At 62.4% G+C, this 21,963-nt stretch carries 21 protein-coding genes; 8 read left to right on the top strand and 13 right to left on the bottom strand.

Features of this window, described 5'->3' with window-relative positions:
- Nucleotides 1-7 precede the first annotated feature (7 nt).
- From AB8A33_RS05220 to AB8A33_RS05210, 3 genes are read right to left on the bottom strand one after another with little or no spacing between them, the layout of a single operon-like run.
- Nucleotides 8-925, bottom strand: a complete 918-nt coding sequence (locus AB8A33_RS05220) for an NAD(P)-dependent oxidoreductase (protein ID WP_439091808.1) — start codon at nucleotides 923-925, stop codon at nucleotides 8-10.
- Complete coding sequence (locus AB8A33_RS05215; RefSeq protein WP_439091807.1) at nucleotides 922-2,289, bottom strand: amidohydrolase family protein; 1,368 nt, start codon at nucleotides 2,287-2,289, stop codon at nucleotides 922-924. Before AB8A33_RS05215 ends, AB8A33_RS05220 begins: the two co-directional genes overlap by 4 nt.
- Nucleotides 2,286-3,365, bottom strand: coding sequence for a maleylacetate reductase (locus AB8A33_RS05210; RefSeq protein WP_439095860.1), 1,080 nt, complete (start codon nucleotides 3,363-3,365; stop codon nucleotides 2,286-2,288). Before AB8A33_RS05210 ends, AB8A33_RS05215 begins: the two co-directional genes overlap by 4 nt.
- Nucleotides 3,366-3,557: 192 nt before the next feature.
- Between AB8A33_RS05210 and AB8A33_RS05205 the strand changes: the two genes are divergently transcribed.
- Nucleotides 3,558-4,700: a LacI family DNA-binding transcriptional regulator gene (locus tag AB8A33_RS05205; RefSeq protein ID WP_439091806.1), complete on the top strand. Its 1,143-nt coding sequence runs from the start codon at nucleotides 3,558-3,560 to the stop codon at nucleotides 4,698-4,700.
- 91 nt (nucleotides 4,701-4,791) lie between these two features.
- Here the strand turns inward: AB8A33_RS05205 and AB8A33_RS05200 are convergent, their stop codons facing one another.
- A complete protein-coding gene (locus AB8A33_RS05200; RefSeq protein WP_439091805.1) occupies nucleotides 4,792-5,310 on the bottom strand; it encodes a MarR family winged helix-turn-helix transcriptional regulator in 519 nt (172 codons plus the stop codon).
- Nucleotides 5,311-5,474: 164 nt separating this feature from the next.
- Between AB8A33_RS05200 and AB8A33_RS05195 the strand changes: the two genes are divergently transcribed.
- From AB8A33_RS05195 to AB8A33_RS05175, 5 genes are read left to right on the top strand one after another with little or no spacing between them, the layout of a single operon-like run.
- On the top strand, nucleotides 5,475-5,939 hold the full coding sequence (locus AB8A33_RS05195; RefSeq protein WP_439091804.1) for a RidA family protein: 465 nt from the start codon (nucleotides 5,475-5,477) through the stop codon (nucleotides 5,937-5,939).
- 52 nt (nucleotides 5,940-5,991) lie between these two features.
- The gene (locus AB8A33_RS05190) at nucleotides 5,992-7,554 is read left to right on the top strand and encodes a sugar ABC transporter ATP-binding protein (protein WP_439091803.1); all 1,563 of its coding nucleotides are present in this window, start codon (nucleotides 5,992-5,994) and stop codon (nucleotides 7,552-7,554) included.
- Nucleotides 7,551-8,528, top strand: coding sequence for an ABC transporter permease (locus tag AB8A33_RS05185; protein WP_439091802.1), 978 nt, complete (start codon nucleotides 7,551-7,553; stop codon nucleotides 8,526-8,528). The genes AB8A33_RS05190 and AB8A33_RS05185 overlap by 4 nt, the downstream gene beginning before the upstream one ends.
- Nucleotides 8,525-9,505: an ABC transporter permease gene (locus AB8A33_RS05180; protein WP_439091801.1), complete on the top strand. Its 981-nt coding sequence runs from the start codon at nucleotides 8,525-8,527 to the stop codon at nucleotides 9,503-9,505. The genes AB8A33_RS05185 and AB8A33_RS05180 overlap by 4 nt, the downstream gene beginning before the upstream one ends.
- Nucleotides 9,506-9,558: 53 nt before the next feature.
- Complete coding sequence (locus AB8A33_RS05175; RefSeq protein WP_439091800.1) at nucleotides 9,559-10,533, top strand: sugar ABC transporter substrate-binding protein; 975 nt, start codon at nucleotides 9,559-9,561, stop codon at nucleotides 10,531-10,533.
- Between the two features lie 45 nt (nucleotides 10,534-10,578).
- Here the strand turns inward: AB8A33_RS05175 and AB8A33_RS05170 are convergent, their stop codons facing one another.
- From AB8A33_RS05170 to AB8A33_RS05145, 6 genes are read right to left on the bottom strand one after another with little or no spacing between them, the layout of a single operon-like run.
- Complete coding sequence (locus AB8A33_RS05170) at nucleotides 10,579-11,547, bottom strand: Bug family tripartite tricarboxylate transporter substrate binding protein (protein WP_439091799.1); 969 nt, start codon at nucleotides 11,545-11,547, stop codon at nucleotides 10,579-10,581.
- Nucleotides 11,548-11,582: 35 nt separating this feature from the next.
- Entirely contained in the window at nucleotides 11,583-11,933 is a 351-nt protein-coding gene (locus AB8A33_RS05165; RefSeq protein WP_439091798.1) for a cupin domain-containing protein, read from the bottom strand.
- 4 nt (nucleotides 11,934-11,937) lie between these two features.
- Nucleotides 11,938-12,957, bottom strand: coding sequence for a quinone oxidoreductase family protein (locus AB8A33_RS05160; protein WP_439091797.1), 1,020 nt, complete (start codon nucleotides 12,955-12,957; stop codon nucleotides 11,938-11,940).
- 20 nt (nucleotides 12,958-12,977) lie between these two features.
- Nucleotides 12,978-13,862 (bottom strand): 3-keto-5-aminohexanoate cleavage protein, encoded by an 885-nt coding sequence (locus AB8A33_RS05155; protein ID WP_439095859.1) that lies wholly within the window; start codon nucleotides 13,860-13,862, stop codon nucleotides 12,978-12,980.
- A 19-nt stretch (nucleotides 13,863-13,881) separates the two neighbouring features.
- Nucleotides 13,882-14,628 (bottom strand): SDR family NAD(P)-dependent oxidoreductase, encoded by a 747-nt coding sequence (locus AB8A33_RS05150; protein ID WP_439091796.1) that lies wholly within the window; start codon nucleotides 14,626-14,628, stop codon nucleotides 13,882-13,884.
- A gap of 7 nt (nucleotides 14,629-14,635) precedes the next feature.
- Nucleotides 14,636-15,526: a dioxygenase gene (locus tag AB8A33_RS05145; protein ID WP_439091795.1), complete on the bottom strand. Its 891-nt coding sequence runs from the start codon at nucleotides 15,524-15,526 to the stop codon at nucleotides 14,636-14,638.
- A gap of 108 nt (nucleotides 15,527-15,634) precedes the next feature.
- On the opposite strand from AB8A33_RS05145, the gene AB8A33_RS05140 reads away from it, so the two are divergent.
- Both AB8A33_RS05140 and AB8A33_RS05135 read left to right on the top strand, forming a co-directional pair.
- Nucleotides 15,635-16,663 (top strand): LacI family DNA-binding transcriptional regulator, encoded by a 1,029-nt coding sequence (locus tag AB8A33_RS05140; protein ID WP_439095858.1) that lies wholly within the window; start codon nucleotides 15,635-15,637, stop codon nucleotides 16,661-16,663.
- A gap of 291 nt (nucleotides 16,664-16,954) precedes the next feature.
- On the top strand, nucleotides 16,955-17,128 hold the full coding sequence (locus AB8A33_RS05135; RefSeq protein WP_439091794.1) for a hypothetical protein: 174 nt from the start codon (nucleotides 16,955-16,957) through the stop codon (nucleotides 17,126-17,128).
- A gap of 393 nt (nucleotides 17,129-17,521) precedes the next feature.
- Here the strand turns inward: AB8A33_RS05135 and AB8A33_RS05130 are convergent, their stop codons facing one another.
- Genes AB8A33_RS05130 through AB8A33_RS05120 form a run of 3 tightly spaced genes read right to left on the bottom strand, consistent with a single transcriptional unit; the run spans nucleotide 17,522 to nucleotide 21,956 of the window.
- Nucleotides 17,522-18,445: a 3-keto-5-aminohexanoate cleavage protein gene (locus tag AB8A33_RS05130; RefSeq protein ID WP_439091793.1), complete on the bottom strand. Its 924-nt coding sequence runs from the start codon at nucleotides 18,443-18,445 to the stop codon at nucleotides 17,522-17,524.
- 35 nt (nucleotides 18,446-18,480) lie between these two features.
- Nucleotides 18,481-19,428, bottom strand: coding sequence for a 3-hydroxyacyl-CoA dehydrogenase (locus AB8A33_RS05125; RefSeq protein ID WP_439091792.1), 948 nt, complete (start codon nucleotides 19,426-19,428; stop codon nucleotides 18,481-18,483).
- Nucleotides 19,429-19,436: 8 nt separating this feature from the next.
- Nucleotides 19,437-21,956 (bottom strand): branched-chain amino acid ABC transporter ATP-binding protein/permease, encoded by a 2,520-nt coding sequence (locus AB8A33_RS05120; RefSeq protein ID WP_439091791.1) that lies wholly within the window; start codon nucleotides 21,954-21,956, stop codon nucleotides 19,437-19,439.
- Nucleotides 21,957-21,963: the final 7 nt, after the last annotated feature.

The raw sequence follows: 21,963 nt of genomic DNA, 5'->3' as shown, positions 1-21,963 counted from the left end.
CCTCCCCTCACCCAAGCTTCGGCTCGCCGAGACCCGACAGTCGCTCGACATGGCGCACGGTGGCGATGAAGTCGGATTCGCCATCGCCCTGTGCAACAAGAGATCCATAGATTTCCCGCACCTGTGCTGCGAGTTGCAGCGGCACGCCAACGTAATGACCGGCCCCGATGATGAGGTCGAGATCCTTGGCCATCTGCCGGCATGAGAAGGTGGAGTCGAAGTTGCGCGTGGCCAGCGGCGGTGTCTTATACTTGACCATCGGCGAGGCGACCGCGCTGTCGTCCAGAACCTTGAGAATATCCGGCCAGGAGATGCCACCCTTGCGCGCCAGCGCGAGGCTTTCGGCCATCATTCCGGCGGACACCGCGATCATCAAGTTGACCGCGAGCTTGGCAAATCGCGCTTCCTCGGCCACGCCGAGATAGGTTTGCGCGCGGGTGAACGTCGCCAGCACCGGCTGAACTGCATCGAACGCATCGCGCGGTCCCGACACGAAGCAGGTCAGCGCGCCGGTATGCGCGATCGCTGCATTGCCGGACACCGGCGCGCGCAGATAGGCCACACCGCTTGCCTCCGCCGCAACGCCAACTTCAGCCGATATTTCGGCACTGACAGTGCTGGTCTCGATCAGAACCGCACCGCGTGTCAGCTTGTTCAGCAGGCCGCCTGGTCCGAGCACCACGGAACGCAACGCGGCATCGTCAGGCAGCGATGTGAAGATGATCGAGTGGTTTGCAGCGGCGTCTGCGGCCGAGTTGGCCGTCTGAAGCCCAAGCTGCTGTGCCAACACCATGCGCTGCTGGCCCGGGTCGTAACCGGTGACACGAATACCGGCCTCCACCATACGGCCCGCAATCGGCAAGCCCATCTTGCCAACACCGATCCAGGCTACAGCCTGTGCTTGATCTCTCGACGGGGTTGTCATGCCGCTTTCTCCTGACGTTCGATCTCGGAGACGATGCGCATGGCTGATCGCTCGAGTTCATTCTTTTTGTGATCGAGGTTCTCCACCAGCAGGCGTCCGCCACGCTTGCGCCAGATGCCGTCGATCATGACCGCCTCGACATTGGCGATGCTGGACTGCATCAGTACCGTGGAAACCGGATCATGGACCGGCCAGAGGTTCAGGTCAGTGGCATTGATGACGACCAGATCCGCCTTCTTGCCCGGCGTGAGCGAGCCGATGCTGCTTTCACGCCCGAGCATGCGGGCGCCCTCGATGGTGATCCAGCGCAAGGCCTCACGCGTCGTGATCGTGGTGGCCGCAGGAATGGCGCCCGTGGCCTGCCGGCTCTCGGCATTGTCCAGCGCACGCTGCATCGACAGTGCGATGCGGCCAACATTGAACATGTCACCAGGCAGCACGGATTCCAGATCGACTCCGAGCGATGGCCGCGATCCCAGCTTCAACAGCCGCCCAGTGATCGGGTAACCGTGACCCTGATTCATTTCGTTTTCCGGCGTAACCGAGAACGACACGCCGAGATCGACAAGTTGGCGCAGCAGATCGTCAGGAAGATCGTTGCCGTGCACGATGTTGGTGCCGGGGCCGACGAGACCAGCTGCAATCAGTCTCGCCCAGCCCCCCGGCGTCTTGGCCGGGCCTCCGCCCTGATGCATCGAGGCAATCAGATCGAACTCACGCGCCAGTTCGAAATCATGGATGGCAACATCCATGGTCGAATAATGTGGGCCAAGAATCGCAAGCCCGAGCGTGACGCGGTCACTGCGGTTAGACAGCGCCCCTGCCAAGAAGCGCTCGACCTCATAGCGCGGATGCCGAACCTCGGAGAAGTGCGGCTGCCCTGGCGCCGCCTCCGGTTTCGGCGAGCCGTGGAAGAAGGCCGCACGGATGCCACTCTCTTTCAGCGCCGCGACGGCGCTATCACTGTGCGCAGGCGTTGGGTTGTTGTGGCACCAGTCAACCAGCGTGGTGGTGCCGCAATTAATCTGGTTCAGCGCGCCCATCAGCGTGCCGATATGGATATCTTCGGGACGGAAGACTGTAGCCAGTCCCGCATGCATACGGCGGAAATATTCAGGAAGCGTCCAGTTCGCGGAGAAGCCGCGCAAGGCGGTCTGCCACGTATGCATATGCGCGTTGACGAGGCCCGGAATGACGATGCGGCCACGACCATCGACGATCTCTGCATCGCCGACATCGAGGTCCGGCCGGATGTCGACGATGCGATCGCCTTCAATCAGCAGGTCGGCCTGCGTGAGGTCGCCGATCGTGTCGTCCATTGTCAGGATGGTGGCGGCTTTGATAAGCGTGCGCGTGGCCGTCATCGCAACGCCTCCGCCATGACAGGAGGTTCGCCCGCCCAGGCCCGCGCGATCAGATCGCGGATGGCATCGCGTTCCAGAGGCCGTGGGTTCCAGTAGGCATTGCTGACGGCAAGGTCGGCGGCGCGTTCGATGCCATCTTTCGGCATTCCCAGATCACGCAGCGCGACTTTGGCGCCAAGGCCCTGCGTGAGATCGAATAGTCCCTGCGCGGCCTGTCCGGCGCCCAATGCGCGCGCGACGCGAGCCGCTGCAACCGGCACGGTCGGAGCATTATAGGCCATCGCATGCGGCAGGATCACCGTGTGGGTTTCGGCATGCGGCAGATTGAACGTGCCGCCCAGCGTATGGCAGAGCTTGTGGTGAAGTCCCATGCCGACGGCGCCGAGACAGGCCCCGCACAACCATGCAGCACGCAGTGCATCATCGCGCGCCGTCGCGTCGTCCTCGCCAGCCGCGAGCTTCGGCAGCGCGCCGGCGAACAGGCGGATACCCTCTTCCGCCATCAACGACACGACCGGATTGGCATCGCGCGCATAGAGCGCTTCGACAGCGTGAGCGATAGCATTGACGCCCGACGTCACCGCAAACGCAGGCGGCAATGTGCGCGTCAGGTCGACGTCGTAGATGACCGTTTCGGGGAGTATCTTCGGACTCGATTGCGTGATCTTCAGCCCGTCGCGGGTCTCACCCAGGATCGGCGTCATCTCGGACCCGGCATAGCTGGTCGGCACAACGATCTGCGGCAGGTCGGTCCGCAGCGCGATCGCCTTGCCTAGCCCGATGGTCGACCCGCCGCCCACCGCGACGATGCCGTCGGCCTGCAGAGCCTTGACCTGCTCCATCGCAAGTTCGGTCACATCAACCGGCGTATGCATCACCGCGCCTGCATAGACCCCCGCCGCGCGATCACCGATCAGCGTGGCAATCTGCTCGCCGTGAGATTTCTGCTGGGCTGTCGTCAGAACGAGCGCGCGCTTAATGCCGAGTCGGTCGAGCTCGGCGGCCAGATCTGCCAGCCGTCCCGAGCCGAAGACGACCCGCATGGGCGCCGCCTGATAGACGAAGCTCTCCACCATTTCCATCCCTGATCGTCGACGCCGTTAGCGCGCTTCTGCTGCATTGCACCAGGGCATGCAGCAGATTTTTCGCTACAATCATTCCCGTGCACACGTTTGTCAAGAAACTCTGCACACGTTTGTCAATTTGTGCAAGATGAGGCATTCTCACGAGATCGTCAGCGGACACGACGATGCGCGCGAGCAGGCTGGATGGCGATGCCCAAGAAGATCAAAAAGAACTCATCGACGCAGCAAGACCGCACATCACGCAAGACGATCATCGATGTTGCGAAGTGCGCCGGCGTTCATTGGTCGACCGTTTCGCGCGGCCTCAATCCCGAGAAGCGTCACCTGATCTCGCCGGAGATGATCGCGCGCGTCGAGGCCTGCGCGAAGAAACTCGGTTATCGCGCAAACGCTATGGCGTCGGCGCTTCGCACGCAGCGATCTCGCACGGTCGGCGTCATCGTTTCGAATCTCGGCGATCCCGTCCATCCGCCCATCGTGCGGGCAATCGAGGATCGCTTCGCGGAGATTGGATACGTCACCATTGTCGGCAACACCGACAACCATCCGCTCAGGCAGGCCGCGCTGATCGAACGGTTCATCCAGCAAGGCGTCGAGGGTCTGATCGTCGCGACCTTCGAGCGCAATGATCCTGGCATTGCAGCCTGCGTCGAGGCCAACATCCCCGTCGTCGCAGTGTTTCGCGATCCTGAAAGCGAATTCATACCGAGCGTCCGGGTCGACGACGCGAAGGCAATGGAACTGGCGGTTCATCATCTCGCCGAACGTGGACACAGGCAGATTGCTCATGTCGGCGGCCCGCAAAACGTGTCGACGGGTTACCACCGCTATCGCGGTTTCCGGCGCGCCTGCAAAGCTCTGGCTCAAGACGGAGTTGTGCCCACTGCCGTCTTCGGTGAGGCCTTTACGGTCGAGGAAGGCGAGTTCGCCTGCGAACGTTTGCTGGCGGAGAACCCCAATATTACGGCGATTGTGGCCGGCAACGACATGCTGGCCGTAGGCTGCCTTCGGCACCTGAGAAACAAGGGCATTTCATGTCCCGGCAGCATCTCGCTGGTCGGCATGAACGACATGCTGTTCATGGACGCGATAGCGCCGGCACTGACGACCATCAGTACGCCGACTGCGGAGCTGGGAACGCAGGCGTCTCACATCCTTATTGCGATGATCAAGGGAACGCCGGTTCAAAACGATCGGATCGTGCTGAAGCCGATTTTACTCGCGCGGGATTCTGTCGCGGCGATCAAGCTGCCGACCAAGACACGTTCGTCAGATTTTTCTGACGCGGCCAAAAGAGAAGCCAGAACACGGCACCGACAAAGCTAAGCGAAACTTGACCCGCTCCGCGGCGGTGGCATCGAAAGACGCCAGCGACTGATCCGAATTTGCCGAGAACGGGGCGCCCAGAAGCGATCCGTTACGGATCTGGCTTCTCGACCGACATCAGAAGCTTCCGTAGCAGCCGCGTGAGCGTTTGACGTTCGTTGGCCGTCAGTATCTCGTCGACCGAACGGGACAGCTTGAAGTGCTGGGCAATCGCCTTGTCGACGGAATTTCGTCCCTTGGCCGTAAGCGTGATCCGCGCACCGCGGCCATCTTCAGGATCCTGGCGCCTGACGATGAAACCGTCCTGCTCGGCGCGCCGCAGCCGCGCGGTGAGCCCGCCCGACGACAGCAGGCACTCCGCATAGAGGTCGGTCGGTCGAACACCGATACTGTCATCGGCCTCCCGACGGTAAATCGTCAGGAGCAGGTCGAACAATTCCCAATTGAAGCCCTGCTCCTCGAGCGCCGGCTCGATGGCGCTGCGCATATGCACGGACAGCCGAACAATCCGGCCGACGACGTCGAGGTGGCCGGCGTCGAGGTCGGGCCGCCGCCGGCTCCAGCCGGCAATGATCTCATCAATCGAATCGGTGGTCATGCTGACCAGCATATAGGCACGGGGCACCGAATATATGCAAATTCATCTATCTTTGCGCCAAGATATTTTATCTTGACTAAAAGATAGTTTGATCTCACGCTTCATGATGGGTTGGCCGGATGCCATCTCGCGAGAAGGTCACGCGGTTACCAACGCCCGCCATCGAGGAATTGATCATGACAGCCAAGCCGGCCTTTGCAACATCGCCATCCAATCCGCACGTCAAGGAAATCCAGACGATGCCGGAGCGGAAGCCGGACATGCCTTATGCGCCGGCGATCCGTGTCGAAGTACCCTGCGGCATGCTTTTCATTTCCGGAGCGACGCCCTCGCCACTCTATCACAAGCACCCGCATGTTCTCGAAGAGCATGAGCACCCCAATTCGATCGAGGAGCAAACCCATCGCGCCATGAAGACGATCCAGTCGATCCTGGATCACGAAGGTCTGGCCTGGACCGACATCGTCAAGGTCACGAAGTACCTGACCGACATCCGGGACCAGGACGGCATGGTGAAGGTGATGAAGGAATATTTCGGCGACTGGACGCCAGCTAGCACCACGATCTGCATCAACCAGCTCTCGACGCAGGGCGCCCGCGTCGAGCTCGACATGATCGCCGCCATTCCCCCGCAAAAATAAGCCGGCTGAGACTTCCCGCCGGCCCCGGGTCCCGGGCCGAACGAGGCCGACAATGATGCACGGCACTGAAGCGCAAGGAGATCACGCGGTGCATGCGGCAACGACAGCCGGCCAGCACGCGGCGGGCCAGGCCGCCGCGCCGCTGCTGCGCCTGATCGACATCGACAAATCTTTCCCCGGCGTACATGCGCTCAGGGGCGTCTCGCTCGACATCCATGCCGGCGAGGTCCACGTCATCCTCGGACAGAACGGCGCCGGCAAGTCGACGCTGATCAAGACGCTGTATGGCGCCCATGCGGCCGACAAAGGCCACATCGAGGTCGGAGGCCGGCGTGCCGCTGTCGCCCGCCCTGCCGATGCAAGCGCGCTCGGCATTGCCGTGATCTTCCAGGAATTCTCGCTGGTCCCCTATCTCGACATCGCGCAGAACATTTATCTCGGGCGCGAAGCCGCCTTCGCGCGCTTTGGTCTCATCGATTCCGAGGCCATGCATGCTGCCGCGCGTACCATCCTCGACGATCTCGGACTCGATTACGACACACACCAGCCCGCCGCCGATCTCGGCGTGGCACACCAGCAGATGGTGGAGATCGCCAAGGCGCTGTCGCAGAACGCACGCGTGCTCGTCATGGACGAGCCGACCGCCGCTATTTCCGAGCGTGAGGCGGAACGGCTGTTCTCGACAATCGCGCGGCTGACGCAGAAGAACGTCGCCATCGTCTACATCTCCCATCGCATGAAGGAGGTCCAGATGCTCGGCGACCGCATCACTATCCTGCGGGACGGCGCCGTGGTGACGAGCGTCCTGCGCGGCGAGATGAGCCAAGCCGAGATGGTCGGCGCGATGATCGGCCGCCCCTCGGGATCGCAGCTCGCAAGGACACCGCGTGCGCCGGGCGAACCCATCCTGTTCGCCAGGGGCATGAGCACGGCGAAGCTGTCGGATATTTCCATCGAAATCCGCGCGGGTGAGGTGGTGGGGCTCGCCGGCCTGGTTGGATCCGGCCGGACCGAAGTCGTGCGCGCTCTGTTCGGCGCCGATCCGATCACTGGCGGCGAGATCGCTCTTTCAGGATCGCGCGCGCCGGCAACGCTGGATGCGCGGGTCCGCGCAGGCATGGCACTGCTGCCGGAAGACCGTAAACGCGAGGGGCTCGCGCTCCCGCTCGACATTCGCGACAACGCAACGGTGGCCTCGTTATGGCGCCGCTTCACGTCCGGCTGGTTCTCGCCCGTGGCCGCTGAGCGGGATACGCGGGGATTGATTGCGCAGCTCGGCATCGCTGCCCATGGGACCCACCAGACCGTCCGCACGCTCAGCGGCGGCAACCAGCAGAAAGTCGTGCTGGCCAAATGGCTGGCGGCAGGGTCCAGGCTGTTCCTGCTGGATGAACCGACACGCGGCGTCGATGTCGGCGCCAAAGCAGAGATCTATCGGTTGATCGACCAGCTCGTCGACGGCGGAGCCGGCGTCGTCGTCATCAGCTCGGAACTGCCAGAACTCGTCCAGCTCTGTGATCGCGCCTATGTCATGCGCGACCATCGTATCGTCGGCCATCTCGACGGCGACGCATTGACCGAACGAGCCATTCTCGAACTGGTGGTGCACCAATGACCGCGCAGATTAAATTGCAGCGACGGTCCGGCGCCGGCCAGCTTTTCAGCGCAATCCCCGGCGCGGGTATCCTGCTGGTCCTGATGCTGGCACTGTTCACGATCGCCAATCCGCGTTTCGTGTCCCAGACCAACCTCGTCAATGTCGGCCTGCAGGCGTCGCTGCTGCTGATGATCGCCTTGCCGATGACGCTGATCATTCTGACCGAGGGCCTCGATCTGTCGGCCGGCGCGCTGCTCGGCCTGAGCGGTGTGATCGTGGCCGAGGCGCTTCTCGCAGGCTGGAGCATGTTCGCTGCCTGCGCGGCAGCACTCGCGATCAGCACCGCCTTCGGCGCCCTCAATGGCGTCCTGATCGCCTATCTGACGCTGCCCGCTTTCGTTGTCACCCTCGGCACCATGGGATTGATGCAGGGCATCGCGCTGGTCATGACCAATGGCGATCCGGTCGGCGGTTTCACGCCCGCCGTCGAGATCTTCTACCGCTCTCAGCTCTGGATTTTCCCGATGCCGATTGTAGTTGCCGTGGCCCTCTATGCCGCACTTTGGCTGCTGCTGTACCGGACCCGGCTCGGCAACTACGTGATCGCCATCGGCGGCAACAAGGATGCGCTGCGCCTCGCCGGCATTCGCGCCAATCTCGTTCATCTCGCCGTCTATGTGCTCGGCAGCGCGATCGTCGGTCTCTCCGCCGTGCTGCTCATCGGGCGCACCAATTCGGCGCATCCGACCGTTGGCATCGGCATGGAGTTCGAGGCGATCGCCGCAGTGGTGCTCGGCGGCACGTCTTTCGAAAAGGGCCAGGGCTGGCTGTTCGGCGCCGTGCTCGGCGCGCTCGCCATCACCGTGCTGCGTAACGGCCTCAACATCCTCTCCATCGACTCATCGCTGCAAGTGGTCTGTATCGGCATCCTCCTCATACTCGCATTGCTGATCGACCGGGCGCGGAAACACTATTCGAGGCGGGCAACATGACGATCCCGGCAATGCTCGACACCCGGTCTCCATCCCTGTCGCCCGATGCGGTGGCTCTGCTCGGCCGGCTCGTTCTGATCGTGCTGATCGCGGGCGCGCTAACCGCAATCGATCCCGGCTTTGCCTCGGTGAGCAATCTTCTGAACATGCTGAGGCAGGCGAGCCTGCTGTTTCTCATCGCGTCCGGCCTCACGCTCGTCATCATCGGAGGCGGCCTCGACCTGTCAGTCGGCTCCAATCTGACACTTTCGGCCTGCCTTGCGGCAGCAGCGATCAAGACCACCGGAAATCCCTGGTACGGCGTCGCGGCCGCCGTCGCCAGCGGCACGCTCATCGGTTTTGCCAATGGGCTGATGATCAATCGTTTGCGCCTGCCGCCGTTTCTCGCCACGTTCGGCATGTTATGGGTCGCACAAGGCACCGCCTACTGGTTCATGGCGGGGCAGACGATCTATGGCATGCCGATGTCGTTCCGCTACTTCGGCACAGGCTTTTTTCTTGGCGTGCCGCTGCCGATCTGGATCACGCTCGTGGTCTGCGTCGTCTGCAGCATTGTCCTGCACCGTACGACCTTCGGCCGTGAAGCCTACTTCATGGGCGCGAACCAGACTGCAGCGCTTCTCTCGGGCATTGCCGTGGAGCGCCGACGACTGCTGCTCTATGTGCTCAGCGGCCTGACTGCCGGCATCGCGGCCCTGGTCTATCTGGCGCGCCTCAATGCCGCCGAACCGGGCATCGGCGAACCCTTGCTGCTTCCCGCAATCGCAGCCGTGCTCGTCGGCGGCACATCCTTGTTCGGTGGCAGCGGCAATATCGTCGGCACCGTGCTTGGCGCCATCCTGCTTACCATCATCGTCAACGGGCTCAATTTGCTCAACGTCGCCGCCACCTGGCATCCCTTCGTCAACGGCGCCGTCGTCCTCATCGCCATCCTCGCGGACTTCGTCGTCAGTCGGCGCCGGTCGAGGAGCGGATAGGGCCGCATCACACCTTTTCACCGTCTCGTCATCCACAACCAAAAGGGGCCACCATGCGAACCACCAGACCACGTCGATGCGTCCTCGCTGCGATCATTTGCGGCACGTTGTCCAGTCCGGCTGCGTGGGCCGATGGCGAAGTGATTGCAGCCTTCACCAAGAACCAGGTGGACCCGCATTTCGAGGGCGTACGCGCCGGCGTGGCGCAGATGGCCCAGCGGATGAACGCGACGGTCAAGAACTACACGCCGACCAAACCGAACAATATCACCGAGGGAATGTCGCAGCTCGAAGACGTCGGCGTAACCAAGCCCAATCTGATGCTGTTCATGCCGATCGACGCCAAGGCGCAATTGCCGACGATCAAGCGCCTGATCGAATCCGGCCTGCCGATCATCAACTACAACGACCGCGGCGGCGACGCGTCGTTCCTGTCTTTCATCGGCCAGGACGACTACAAGCTCGGCCACGACATCGCCAAGACCCTGTTCGACCACCTCGGCGGCAAGGGCAACGTGGTGATCCTCGAAGGCGTCAAAGGTTCCACGACGGGCGACGAACGCAAGCGCGGCTTCGACGCCGCAGCCAAGGACTATCCGAATATCAAGATACTGGCCTCGCAGCCCACCAACTTCCAGCGGCTGCTCGGCATGCAGACGATGGAAAACCTGATCCAGCAGTTCAGCACCATCGACGGCGTGATCGCCGCTGCCGACGCGTCCGCCCTCGGCGCCATCGAGGCGCTCAATGCAGCCGGCCGCAATAACGTTGCTGTGGTGTCGATCAACGGCGTACCGGAGGCCGTCGAAGCCGTGAAGGCGGGCAGCCTGCTGGCGATCGCCGAGTTTGACGGCTTCAAGATCGGCTGCATCGCTACTGCAGTCGGCCTCAACGCTATTCGCGGCCAGAGCGCACCGAAGCAGGTCACGATTCCGGGCGCGATCATCACCAAGGCGAACTACGCGCCCTGGCTCGTCCCCTACAAGGACCGCACCTGCCCGACGCTCGACGCCTATATCGCGAAGTAACGCCAACGGGCCTGCAGACGCATCGCGTGCTGCAGGCCCGCCTTCTTACTTGGCCGCCCCGTCCGTCGACATCGCGACGAGCTTGCCATAACGCTCCGCATCGCTGCGCAACTCGGCGTCGAACGCTTCCGGCGTCGAGCTGGCGATGTTGGCGCCCTGCGCGGCGAACTGCTTGATCAGGGCCGGATCGCTGAGCGCCTCGGCGAGATCGCGCGCGATCTGGCCGACGATGGGTTTCGGCACCGCCGCGGCGGCGAGCATGCCAAACCAGCTATCGTAGGTGAATTCGGGGAGCCCCGCCTCGGCAAAGGTCGGCACATCAGGCAGTTGCGCCATGCGGCTCTTGCCGGTGACCGCCAATGCACGCAACTTTCCCGACTGGATCAGGTCGCCACCAACACCGAAGAAAGTGAAGGCAACCGAGGTGTCGCCGCGCATAATGCTGATCTGGGATTCCGGCAGTCCGCGATGTGGGATCAGCACCATCTTGGTTTGCGTGAGATGCCTGAACAGTTCGGCGGCGATACCGGTGGAACTACCGACGCCGGCAGAGCTGTAGCTCAGCGAATCCGGCTTGGCCTTTGCCGCGGCGATCAGTTCGGCCAGCGTCTTGAACGGCGCATCCGGCGGCACGATCAGGATGGACGGCGTCGATCCGACACGGCTGATCGCAGCGAAATCCTTGATCGGATCGAAGTTGAGGTTCTTGTTGACCACGCCGATCACGCTATGCCCGTTTGAGGTCAGCATGATCTGCGAGCCATCGGTCGGGCCCTTGGCGACGCTGCTGACACCGGCGATGCCGGGCCTGTTCTCGACGATGACCTGCTGCTTCCACTTCGCAGCAAGCTTTTCGGCCACCGAACGGGCAAGGATGTCGGTGAGGCTGCCACCCGAAAACGGCACGATAATACGCACGAGCTGGTTCGGATAAGTTTGTGCAATGGCTCCGCTACCCATCAGCGCCGCAGTCGCGGCGAGGCCGGAGCCGATCATGAAGTGTCGGCGATCCATCATTCTCTCCCTTAAAAAAACCAAGTGCCGGGCTTTCAGCCTCTGGCGGTGTTGGGCAGCGGCATTGCAAGCAACACCACCGCCGGTCGTTTCGTCTCGTTGCGCAGCGCGCGCGTCTCGTTGGGCGCAATGCGGCAGGAATCCCAGATGCCCAGAGTGGTGATGCCATCCGGCGTCTCGAAGGTCACCTCGCCTTCGAGGACGACATAGAACTTCTCCTCCGACGAGGCCGAGGGCGTGATGCCGCCGCCCGGCAGGATCTGGCTCATGCCGAGCCACATCACATCGCCTGGCCCGGCGTCGCGGCCCTGCAGGCGGAACATCCGCATGTCATTGTGGCCGGGAGCCTCGTAGCGCGGGGCATCGTTCAGGCGGACGACATGCATGGCTTCACCCGTTCGGCTGAAAAACGAGACGGTCGCGCGAGGAGCCGAGCACGGCGACATAGGCCTCTGCAGCGCGCTCCAGCGGGTAGATCGCGTCCGACTTGATCGGAAACGGCTTCAATGCGCCGCTGGCGAAACCCGGCACCAATTCGCGCAGGATCTCGCCGGCTTCCGGCGATGACAGCGACAGCGAGTCGACACCGAAGAAAGTGTGCTTGCCGCGATAGAAGGCGAAGATGTCGAACGGCACCGTGGCCTTGGTGGAGGCAATGAAGATCTGGCGGCCGAGATGCGCGAGCGATTTCGTGCCGGCGTCGTAATACGGTTCGCCGACTGTGTTGTAGACAATATCCGCGCCCTTGCCGGCGGTGAGTTCGCGCACCGTCGCGGCGACGTCATTGCGGCTGGAATCGATGACCGTCACCTCGCCATGGGCATGGCCAGCATATGGCTCGTCCTTGCGGACGACGCCGATCACGCGGGCGCCCTGCCATGATGCGATCTGCGTCGCCGCCTGACCGACCTTGCCGTTCAGACCAAGGATCAACACGGTCTCGCCGGGTTTCGGCATGCCGCTGCGGCGAAAACCTTCCTGCGCGGTGACGAAGGGCACCCCAATGCCGGCCGCCTCCGCGAGGCTGATGTTTGGCGGCTTCTCGACCAGCGCAGACGCCTCGACCACCAGATGCGTGGCATGGGTGCCGTCGCGGCCGATCCCGAGTTGGCCGGACGAGCCGAACACGTCCTTGCCGATCAGGTTGGCCGGTCCGTCGATCACGACGCCGGCGAAGTCACGACCAGGCGTACGCGGAAATACGGCATGCGGCATCAGACCGAGCGTCGCCTTGGCGTCTGACGGATTGATCGCAGCAGCCCTTATCTCGACCAGCGCATCGCCCGGCCTGACGCAGGCGAGTGTACGTTGCTCGATGCCGAGTGCCACATTCTCGATGCGATCAGCCTTGGCGGCGACCCGCAGGCATGTTGCGGTGACGCTGGAGGAAGTCTTGGCGACTGCGGTCATTTCAGTCCTCAAATGCTGTGTTATGCGGCGCCCGGTAAATCGAACAGTGCGCGTGCCTCGGCAGGCGTCGCGATCTGCGCGCCGAGTTCTTCGATAATACGGCGTGCCTTGTCCACCATCGCAGCGTTCGACGGCGCCAATACGCCGCGGCCGAGCATCACCGCATCTTCCAAACCGGTGCGGGCATGACCGCCGGCGAGCACCGATTGCGCCACCATGGGAAATGTGGAGCGGCCGATGCCGATGGCCGTGAAATGCGCATCCCGCGGCAGCAGACCGCGCGCATACAGCACCGTTTCCGGCGACGGCTGGAATCCGTATTTCACGCCCATCACGAAGGAGGTGAGCGCCGGGCCGCTGAGCGTACCGTCGGCGAGGAGATCGTGCAGTAGCGCGATATCGCCGGAATCGAACAGTTCGATCTCGGGTTTCACGCCCGCCTCGCGGATGACCTTCGCCATGCGGCGCACATTGCCAGGCGTGTTGATCACCACCTGCCCGCCAGAATTCATGGTGTTGAGATCGAGCGTGCAGATGTCAGGCTTCAGCGCCGTGATATGGGCAACGCGTTCTTCCGGGTTCATCAGCGTGGTGCCGGCGGCGGCGACCTTGGGATCGTCCTGCGAAGGCACGAAGCGACCACCGGGACCAGTGGTGATGTTCAGGATCAGATTGCGATTGCGCGCGCGAATGCGTCCGACGACGTCCTGATAATATTCGAGCTTCATCGACGGCGCGCCGGTGCCGGGCTCGCGCACATGGATATGTGCAACCGCCGCACCGGCTTCTGCGGCACCGAGGCAGGCGTCGGCGATTTCTTCCGGCGTGATTGGCAGATGCGGGGTCTGGTCCGGCCGCGTCAGGTTGCCGGTGACGGCGCAAGTGATGACGATCTTGTCGAGCATCGGGCGCATCAATCTCTCCTTACAATGCTCGGCCGCCGTCGACGACGATCAGCGAGCCGGTGGAATAGGTCAGGTGGGTGGCGCAGGCCGCGATTGCGCGGCCGACATCCTCGGCCGTCGCAACACGCTTGAGCGGGATCGTCCCTGCGACCTTTTCGAGCGCGGCCGCATCGCGGCCCGGCACAAAGTCAGTAGCCACCACGCCCGGCGACACCGCCATCACCCGCACTGCCGGCGCCAATGACCGCGCGAGCGACTTGGTCATGGTGTCGATGCCGGCCTTGATCGCCGCGTAAGCCAGATTGGAGCCGATACCGTTCAGCCCCGCAATCGAGGAGACGTTGACGATGAGCCCGTCGCCGCTCGCCTTGAGCAGCGGTGCGAAAGCGCGGATAGCCGCGAACTGGCCGCGCCAGTTCACCTTGAACATGTCGTCGATGAAGTCGTCGGTCAGCGCGTCGAGATCGCCGATCGGAATGGGCTTGGTGTAGCCCGCGGTATTGACAAGAATATCGCAGCGACCGAACGCTCGCTCCACCTCGCCGGCAAGCGCCGTCAGCGTTGCGCTATCTTCAATTACCGCGCGTCTGGCGAGATGGCCCTCGCCCGGAAGGCCGGCCAGCAACGCGTTGGCGGCTGCTTCGCCGGAGCGCCAGGTCACGACGACACGGGCGCCTTCGGCGGCCAAGGCTTGCGCGGCCGCGGCGCCGATGCCGCCCGAACCGCCGATCACCACGGCTACCTTGTTCGCGAGAATATCCGACATCGACAGCTCACTTGATGGGAGGATGCGGGAGCACGGCCTCGCCGGGCTCCATGACGAATGTGTAGTTGAGGCTGAACCATTCGCCAGCGACATCTGGCGCTGGCGGCGCGCCTTCGCCCTTGCGGAAATCGCCAATCAGCGCGCGCGTCACGCCGAATACGACATCGCTCTCCAGATGCTCGTCGTCATCGACAAAGATCTGCGTGATCAGCGTCTTGAAGCCTGACTTGAAGGCAAGCACATGCAGATGCGCCGGCCGGAACGGATGCCGACGCTGCGCGGCCAGCATCTCTCCGGTCGGACCATGAGTCGGCACCGGATAGCCTGCAGGCTTGACCGAGCGGAAAGCGAAGCGGCCGTTCGCATCGGTCTCAAACACGCCGCGCAAATTCATGTCGGCCTGACCGGCGTCCTGGTTTTCGTACATTCCGGATGGCGAGGCCTGCCAGACATCAACGCTGACACCCGAGAGCGGCGCTCCCAGCGCGTCGGTGATACGGCAATCGACGAACAGCGGTGCACCGGGCGTCGGCGAACGCAAGATCGAGGCACCATTCTCCACGCGCGGAGCGTTCGCCCGCCAGAATGGCCCGAGCAACGCTGCAGCGGTCTCGCTCGCGCCGTCCTGGCCGTTGTTCAACAGGCAGACCAACGTCGAGAGCCCGACCGCGTCGCTGAACAAAACGCCCTCGTTATGGCTGTCGTTGGTCGCCTGGCCGATGCGGTTCAGGAAATCGATGGCAAACTCGAATTCCGCTTCGGTCAGCCGGACCTCGCGGGCAAACTCGTGCAGATGGCGAACGAAAGCGGTCATGACCGTGCGCAACCGCTCGTTTGGCGCACCGCTCATCGCGGCAAGCACAACGTCGGTCACGTCCTCCTGACGCGTAATGATCATCGACCACTCCCTCACATTGCGACTTTTTGGGTATCCTAGATGCGCAATCGATTGCACATTTAATGCAATCGATTGCGCAAGTCAACCGCAGCAGATAGTTTGGAGATCGTGGCAGGGATGACGACAATCAAAGACGTGGCGCGCGAAGTGGGGGTGCACCCCTCCACGGTGTCGCGTGCGCTCGACCCCGCCCGCCGCGGACGGATCGGCGAGCCGGTCGTTCGCCGGATTCTGGAAGCAGCGGAGCGGCTGGGTTACCGCCCGGACACCGTGGCCGCGAGTCTGCGCAGTGGCCGTTCGAACATGGTCGGCATCATTGTCCCAGACATCGCGAACCCCGTCTTCTCACCGATCATCGGCGGCCTCGAGGACGTGCTATCGGCGCGCGGCTACGCGCTGATCGTCGCCGACCCGCAACCGCAACGGACGGGCACCGACGACATCGTTCAACGGCTCGTCGCGCGCCGCGTGGACGGCCTCGTCCTGGCGAATGTCGCGCTCAAGGATAACTCGATCGAACGTTGTCTGAGTTGGAAAGTCCCTGTCGTGCTTGTCAATCGCGCGGAAGCTGAGGCGCGCGTGCCTTCGGTGGTCTCGGACGATGTGGCCGGCATGCGGCTCGCGGTTGCGCATCTTCTCGAGCTTGGGCATCGCCACATCCTCCACCTCGCCGGCCCGCAAATGCTATCAACCGGCTCGCTTCGCCGCCGCGGTTTCGTAGAGGCAATGCACGAAGCGGGTTTCGCGCCGGCTGACAGTGATATCGAAGAAGCTGAAGCATTCACGCGCGAGGCAGGACACGCTGCCGCACTCAGACTGCTCGCACGACAGCCTGAGGCCACCGCCATCGTCGCAGCCAACGATCTCCTCGCGCTCGGCATCTATGAAGCGTTGCGCGAAACGGGCCGGCGATGTCCGGAAGATCTGTCAGTGATCGGTCACAACGACATGCCGCTGGTGGATCTGGTGGATCCGCCGCTATCCACGATCCGCATCAGCCACCGCGAGATGGGTGAACAGACCGGCCAACTCCTGCTCGACCTGATCGAAGGCGTCCGTGGCGATGCGCCTTATGTCGTCACAGCACCACTGCTCGTCGTGCGCCGCTCGACACAGCCACCAAGGATCTCCCGATAGACCAGGCGCTGGATCTGATCAATTGAGCCAACGTGATTCTGGTTTGCGCCCCTTCGCTTGAACCAAGAGCGGACTCGCATATCGGCAAACGCCCCCGAGCTTCCTTATCGATTCGGCCGAATCCAGAAGCGGCTACGCCCAAGCGATAACAAGCGAGTGATCAGACCGGAGCGAGTTGCATGACAGATCTGACGTCATATGGGATGCATAGACCATTGATCTGCAGTAACTCGGCCGAACTCTACATTCCATATGATGAAGCTGGGCGGTTCCCACGCTAGGGAACCTAAGATGTCTGATGTTTCTCGCCGCGCTCAACTTATTCTGTTGAAAAACGATCTGCACATCATGCGAGGCCGGGCCCAACGCCTGGATCTAAGCGATGTAGCCTTGTTGATCTCGCAAGCTGTTCTGCTGCTCTCCAATCAGCCGGAGATTTCTAAATCTGACCAGCCGCGCGCCTAACTGCATTGTTTGTTATCGGTGCGTTCGGTCGCCAGGACAAACATACCGACAGCCGCTGCGGTCACCAAAAACGGCATAATGATAAGGGCCATTGACGCCTCCTTGTCGAAGTTGATCTTCGAACATGACACAGCATCTCTTATGCGGCTCGCTGCTTCCCTAAAGCAGATGGTGAACAGAATCATACAGAGAGATTTGGTTGAGAAACGCCAAATTCATGAACGATAAAGTATGCGATCCCCGCAACGTCCAGCGCGCCAAATGTCCGATTTGCGCCAAGAGTGGTAACCCACAACGTCGACTTTGTGTCAGAAGTGGGCATCTGCCAACGGGGTTCCCCTAAAGCAGAGGAGGCGGACATCTCTTGCACTGCCCGCCTCCTCCAAGGATAGCTTAAACCTCCAGCTTGTCTCCACCCTTCAGATCAAGCATCTCGCGCGCTTCATCCGGGGTTGCAATTTCAAGGCCGAGGCCTTCGACGATCTTACGCGCGAGGGTGACCTGCTCGGCATTCGAGGAGGCCATGCGACCTGGCGCCGCCCACAGCGAGTCTTCCAGACCGACGCGGATATTGCCGCCCATGGCCGCAGCCATCGCCGCGATCGGCAGTTGATTGCGACCGGCACCGAGCACCGACCAGACATACTTGTCGCCGAACAGACGATCCGCCGTGCGCTTCATGTGCAGCACGTCTTCGGGATGTGCACCTGTGCCGCCCTGCAGACCGAACACCGTCTGGATGAACAGCGGCGGCTTCACCAGCCCCTGTTCGAGGAAGTAGGCGAGATTATAGAGATGCGCCGTGTCGTAGCATTCGAACTCGAAGCGCGTGCCCGTCTCGGCCAGCGTCTTCAGGACGTACTCAATGTCCTGAAACGTGTTGCGGAACACGATGTCCTTGTTCTGCAGGTGCTTCAATTCCCAATCATGATCGAACTTCTTGAAACGGTTCAGCATGCCGAAAAAGCCGAAATTCATTGAACCCATATTGAGCGAGGCGACTTCCGGCTTGTAGACCGCAGCAGGCCGTACGCGTTCATCCACCGTCATGGTGGGCGCTCCGCCGGTGGTCAGATTGATCACCGCATTGGTGCGCTGCTTGATGATCTTCAGAAATGGTGCAAAGGCTTCGGGGCTTTGATCGGGTTGCCCGGTCTTCGGATTGCGTGCATGCAGATGTACGATGGCGGCACCCGCTTCCGCCGCATCGACGGCGGCATCGGCGATTTCCTGCGGCGTCACCGGCAATGCCTTGGACATCGAGGGCGTATGAATAGCGCCCGTCACGGCGCAGGTGATGATGACTTTGCGGCTCATGTCAGTCTCCGTCTTGCTGTTAAGAGATCGTGTGGTCAGAATTTGCCGCCCTGCGCGGCCTTGTGTGCCGCCAGCGCTGCAAGGCGTTCGTTTCGTTGCTGCGTGAGTGCCGCAATCCGGTCGGGCGACGGCTGATGCGGCCACGCCGCTATCACCCGCTCGACATTCGGGCTCTGATAGACTTCGGGTCCTGCCGATGCAGCGGCCAGATCCTTGTAGAAGCCGGTATAGCGCGCACAGTAATCGGGGATGCCGCCGGGCGCATTGAGCTCGATGGTTTCCAGCGGGCCGAGAAACGACCATCGCAGGCCAAGGCCGTCCTTTACGGTGTGGTCGAGATCCTCCGCAGAGACATAACCTTCGCCGACCAGGCGGAACGCTTCAGCCAGCAACGCGCCCTGCAGCCGGTTGAGAATGAAGCCGTTGATCTCGCGGTTGACGGTGACCGGTACCTGTCCGATCTCGCGATAGATCTCGCGCGCGCGATCCACTGTCTGCTGCGAGGTCCAGGGTGCGCCGCATAGTTCGACCAGCGGCACCAGATGCGGCGGGTTGACGGGATGGCCGACGAGGCAGCGCGCGCGCCCCGGAAGCGCTTCCGTGAAGCGAGAGGCGACGATGGCCGAGGTGGATGACGCGAGCAATGCATCCGGAGGCGCGAGACGGTCGAGTTCGGCGAAGATGGCGATCTTCTGATCGACATTTTCAGGGCCGTTCTCCTGCACGAAGGCAACGTCCTTCACCGCATCGGCCAAGCTCCCAGCAATCGAAATGCGTCCGGCAGCCCCGTCGGGATCGTTGGCCAGTCTGTGGCGGGCGAGCGCGTGCAGTTCATCGCGAATAAGCCCGGGCGCAGCATCCAGCGTCGGGCGATGCGGATCGGTCAATCGCACGGTCCAGCCTGCGCGGGCGAAGATCGTTGCCCAGGCCCGCCCAATCAAGCCAACGCCGACGATCGCTACATGTCGATTGTTCAGTGTCATTGATGCTCTCACAGCCACAGCACCTTGCGGCGCAGATCGAGATCGTCACGCAGGGCCTTCGACGACCCCTGATGAATTACCTTGCCCCGCTCCAGCGCCACCGTCGAATCGGACAAAGCCAAAGCCAGATCGAGATTATGGTCGACGATGATGATGGCAATTTCCTTGCGGAGCCGGTCGAAGGTTTCAAACAACTGCTCCACGACCGCGGGCGCCAATCCTTCGAACGGCTCATCCAGCAACAAGACGCGGACGTCGCCCGACAGCGCGCGCGCCACGGCCACCATCTGCTGCTCGCCGCCTGACAGATAATCGGCGGGGCTGTCGAGACGCTCACGAATGCGCGGGAAATAGTCGTAGATGCGCTCGCGGGTCCAATGCACACCATTGCCAGTCTGCCGCTTGAGACCACCAAGTTCGAGATTCTGCTCGACGGTCATGCCTGCGAACAAGGCTCGTCCCTGTGGTACGTAGCCGATGCCGAGCCGCGCAGCTTCCGCAGACGACAGGCCGATCAACTCGCTGCCTGCCAGTTGAATAGAGCCATTCGATGCCGGCGCGATCCCGATCAACGACTTGAGCAAGGTCGACTTACCCGCGCCATTGCGCCCGAGCAGTGCGATAATCTCGTTCTCGTGCAGGGTAAAATTGACGTCGTTGAGAATGTGGCTCTTGCCATAGAACGTATCGACATTCTTCACCGTCAGCAGCGGCTTCGCCCCCGCCGCGGTCTCGCGGGGGCGCGCAGCCACAGCCGTCGTACCCGACCCAATATAAACTTCCTGCACCTTCGGGCTGGACCGCGCCTCTTCGACGGAGCCATCCAGCAATACGCGTCCCTCATTCATGACGGTGACGTGGTCGGCCAGCTGGAACACCCGATCGATGTCATGCTCGACCAGCAGAACCGGCAAATCGGTCGAGATGCGCTTGATGATCGCACCGATACGTTCACGTTCGGCAGCAGCGAGGCCTGCAAGCGGTTCGTCAAGCAACAGGACGCGCGGCGCTGTGGCCAGCGCGACGCCCATGTCGAGCAGGCGTTGACCGCCGTAAGACAGCATGCCTGCCTCTGCCTTCTCGATTCCTGCGAGGCCGAGATAGCGGATCACCGCATCGGTCTCCGCGTTGATTGCGCCAATCGATAGCGCGTTGGTCACGGGATCGAAGCGCCGCGGATGCCGTGCTTGCACCGCGAGGCGGATATTTTCGCCAACGCTGAGCGCGGGAAACAGGTTGGTGATTTGGAACGAACGCCCAATACCTGCCCTCGCAATATCTTCCGGCGTATGGCCGGCGATAGGCCTGCCCATCAGCGACACACTGCCCTGATCCGGCTTGTACATGCCCGACAGCAGATTGAACGCGGTGGTCTTGCCGGCACCGTTCGGACCGATCAGCGCATGCAGCGTGCGATCGGCGATGGCGATATCGACGCCCTGCACCGCCTTGATGCCACCGAAGCTCTTCACGATATGGCTGGCGGCAAGCACAGCGCCATCGACCGACGATTTCGGCTTCAGAAATTCCGGCAACGGCAGGACTTCGATGCGCCGCGCCGACATCGCCGCGTCTTCTTCCACTTTCTTGCGGAACGGTGCGATCAGGCGCTCGCCCATGCCGATCAGACCGGTGGGCGAGAAGATGATGAAGCCGACGAAGACCAGGCCGAACCAGAACAGCCAATTCTCGGAGTAGATGCCCAGGAACTCGCGAAACAGGATGAAGAACAGCGCGCCCAACGCTGGCCCGAGGAAGCTGCGCATGCCGCCGATCACGACCATAGCCAGCAACTCGCCAGAGAAGGCCACCGAAATGGGATCCGCTGACGTCATCCGGTTCTTATAGAGCAGCAGAATGCCGGCCAAACCTGTGACGGCGGCCGACAGCACGAAGGCGGCGAGCTTGTAGCGATTAGTGGGATAGCCGAGGAAGCGCGCGCGCTGTTCGTTCTCACGGATCGCCACCAGCACCGAACCGACCGTAGAATTGTGGAAGAGCCACAGCAGGATCAGCACAAGAAACGCGATCAGCGCCACGAACCAGTAATAGGTCGCACCCGCATCGAGGTCGAAGCCGAGCAGCACCGGCCGGGTGATGCCGCCGAGGCCGTTCTCGCCGCCGGTGACGTCGGTCCAGCGGAACGAGACGCTGTAGAGCATGGCCGCGAGCGCCAGCGTCAGCAGCGAGAAATACACGCCGCGGCGGCGCAGGATCAGGTAGCCGAAGGCAGCCGCCGTGATGGCCACCACGACAAGCCCAAGCAGTGTCGGCCCGACGAATGAATTCGGCATCCAGTTGCGCTGGATCAGCGCTGCAGCATAGGCCGCGAGGCCGAACCAGGCGCCATGACCGAACGAGACGAGACCGGTGTGCCCCACCAGGATATTCAGAGCCATGCAGGCCAGTGCGAAGACGACGATCTCCGTCGCCGACGTCACGGTCAATCCGAGCGCCAGCAAGATCGGCGGCAGGATGAGCAAGCCGACGCCCGCGATCAGCAATGGAACGGGAAGACGATTCAACATTGGCATC

This window comes from Tardiphaga sp. 813_E8_N1_3 (genome assembly GCF_051811025.1).
In the GTDB taxonomy this organism is placed as follows: Bacteria; Pseudomonadota; Alphaproteobacteria; order Rhizobiales; family Xanthobacteraceae; genus Tardiphaga.
Note: the sequence above shows the minus strand (reverse complement) of the source record. Positions and strands in the feature narration are given on the sequence as shown.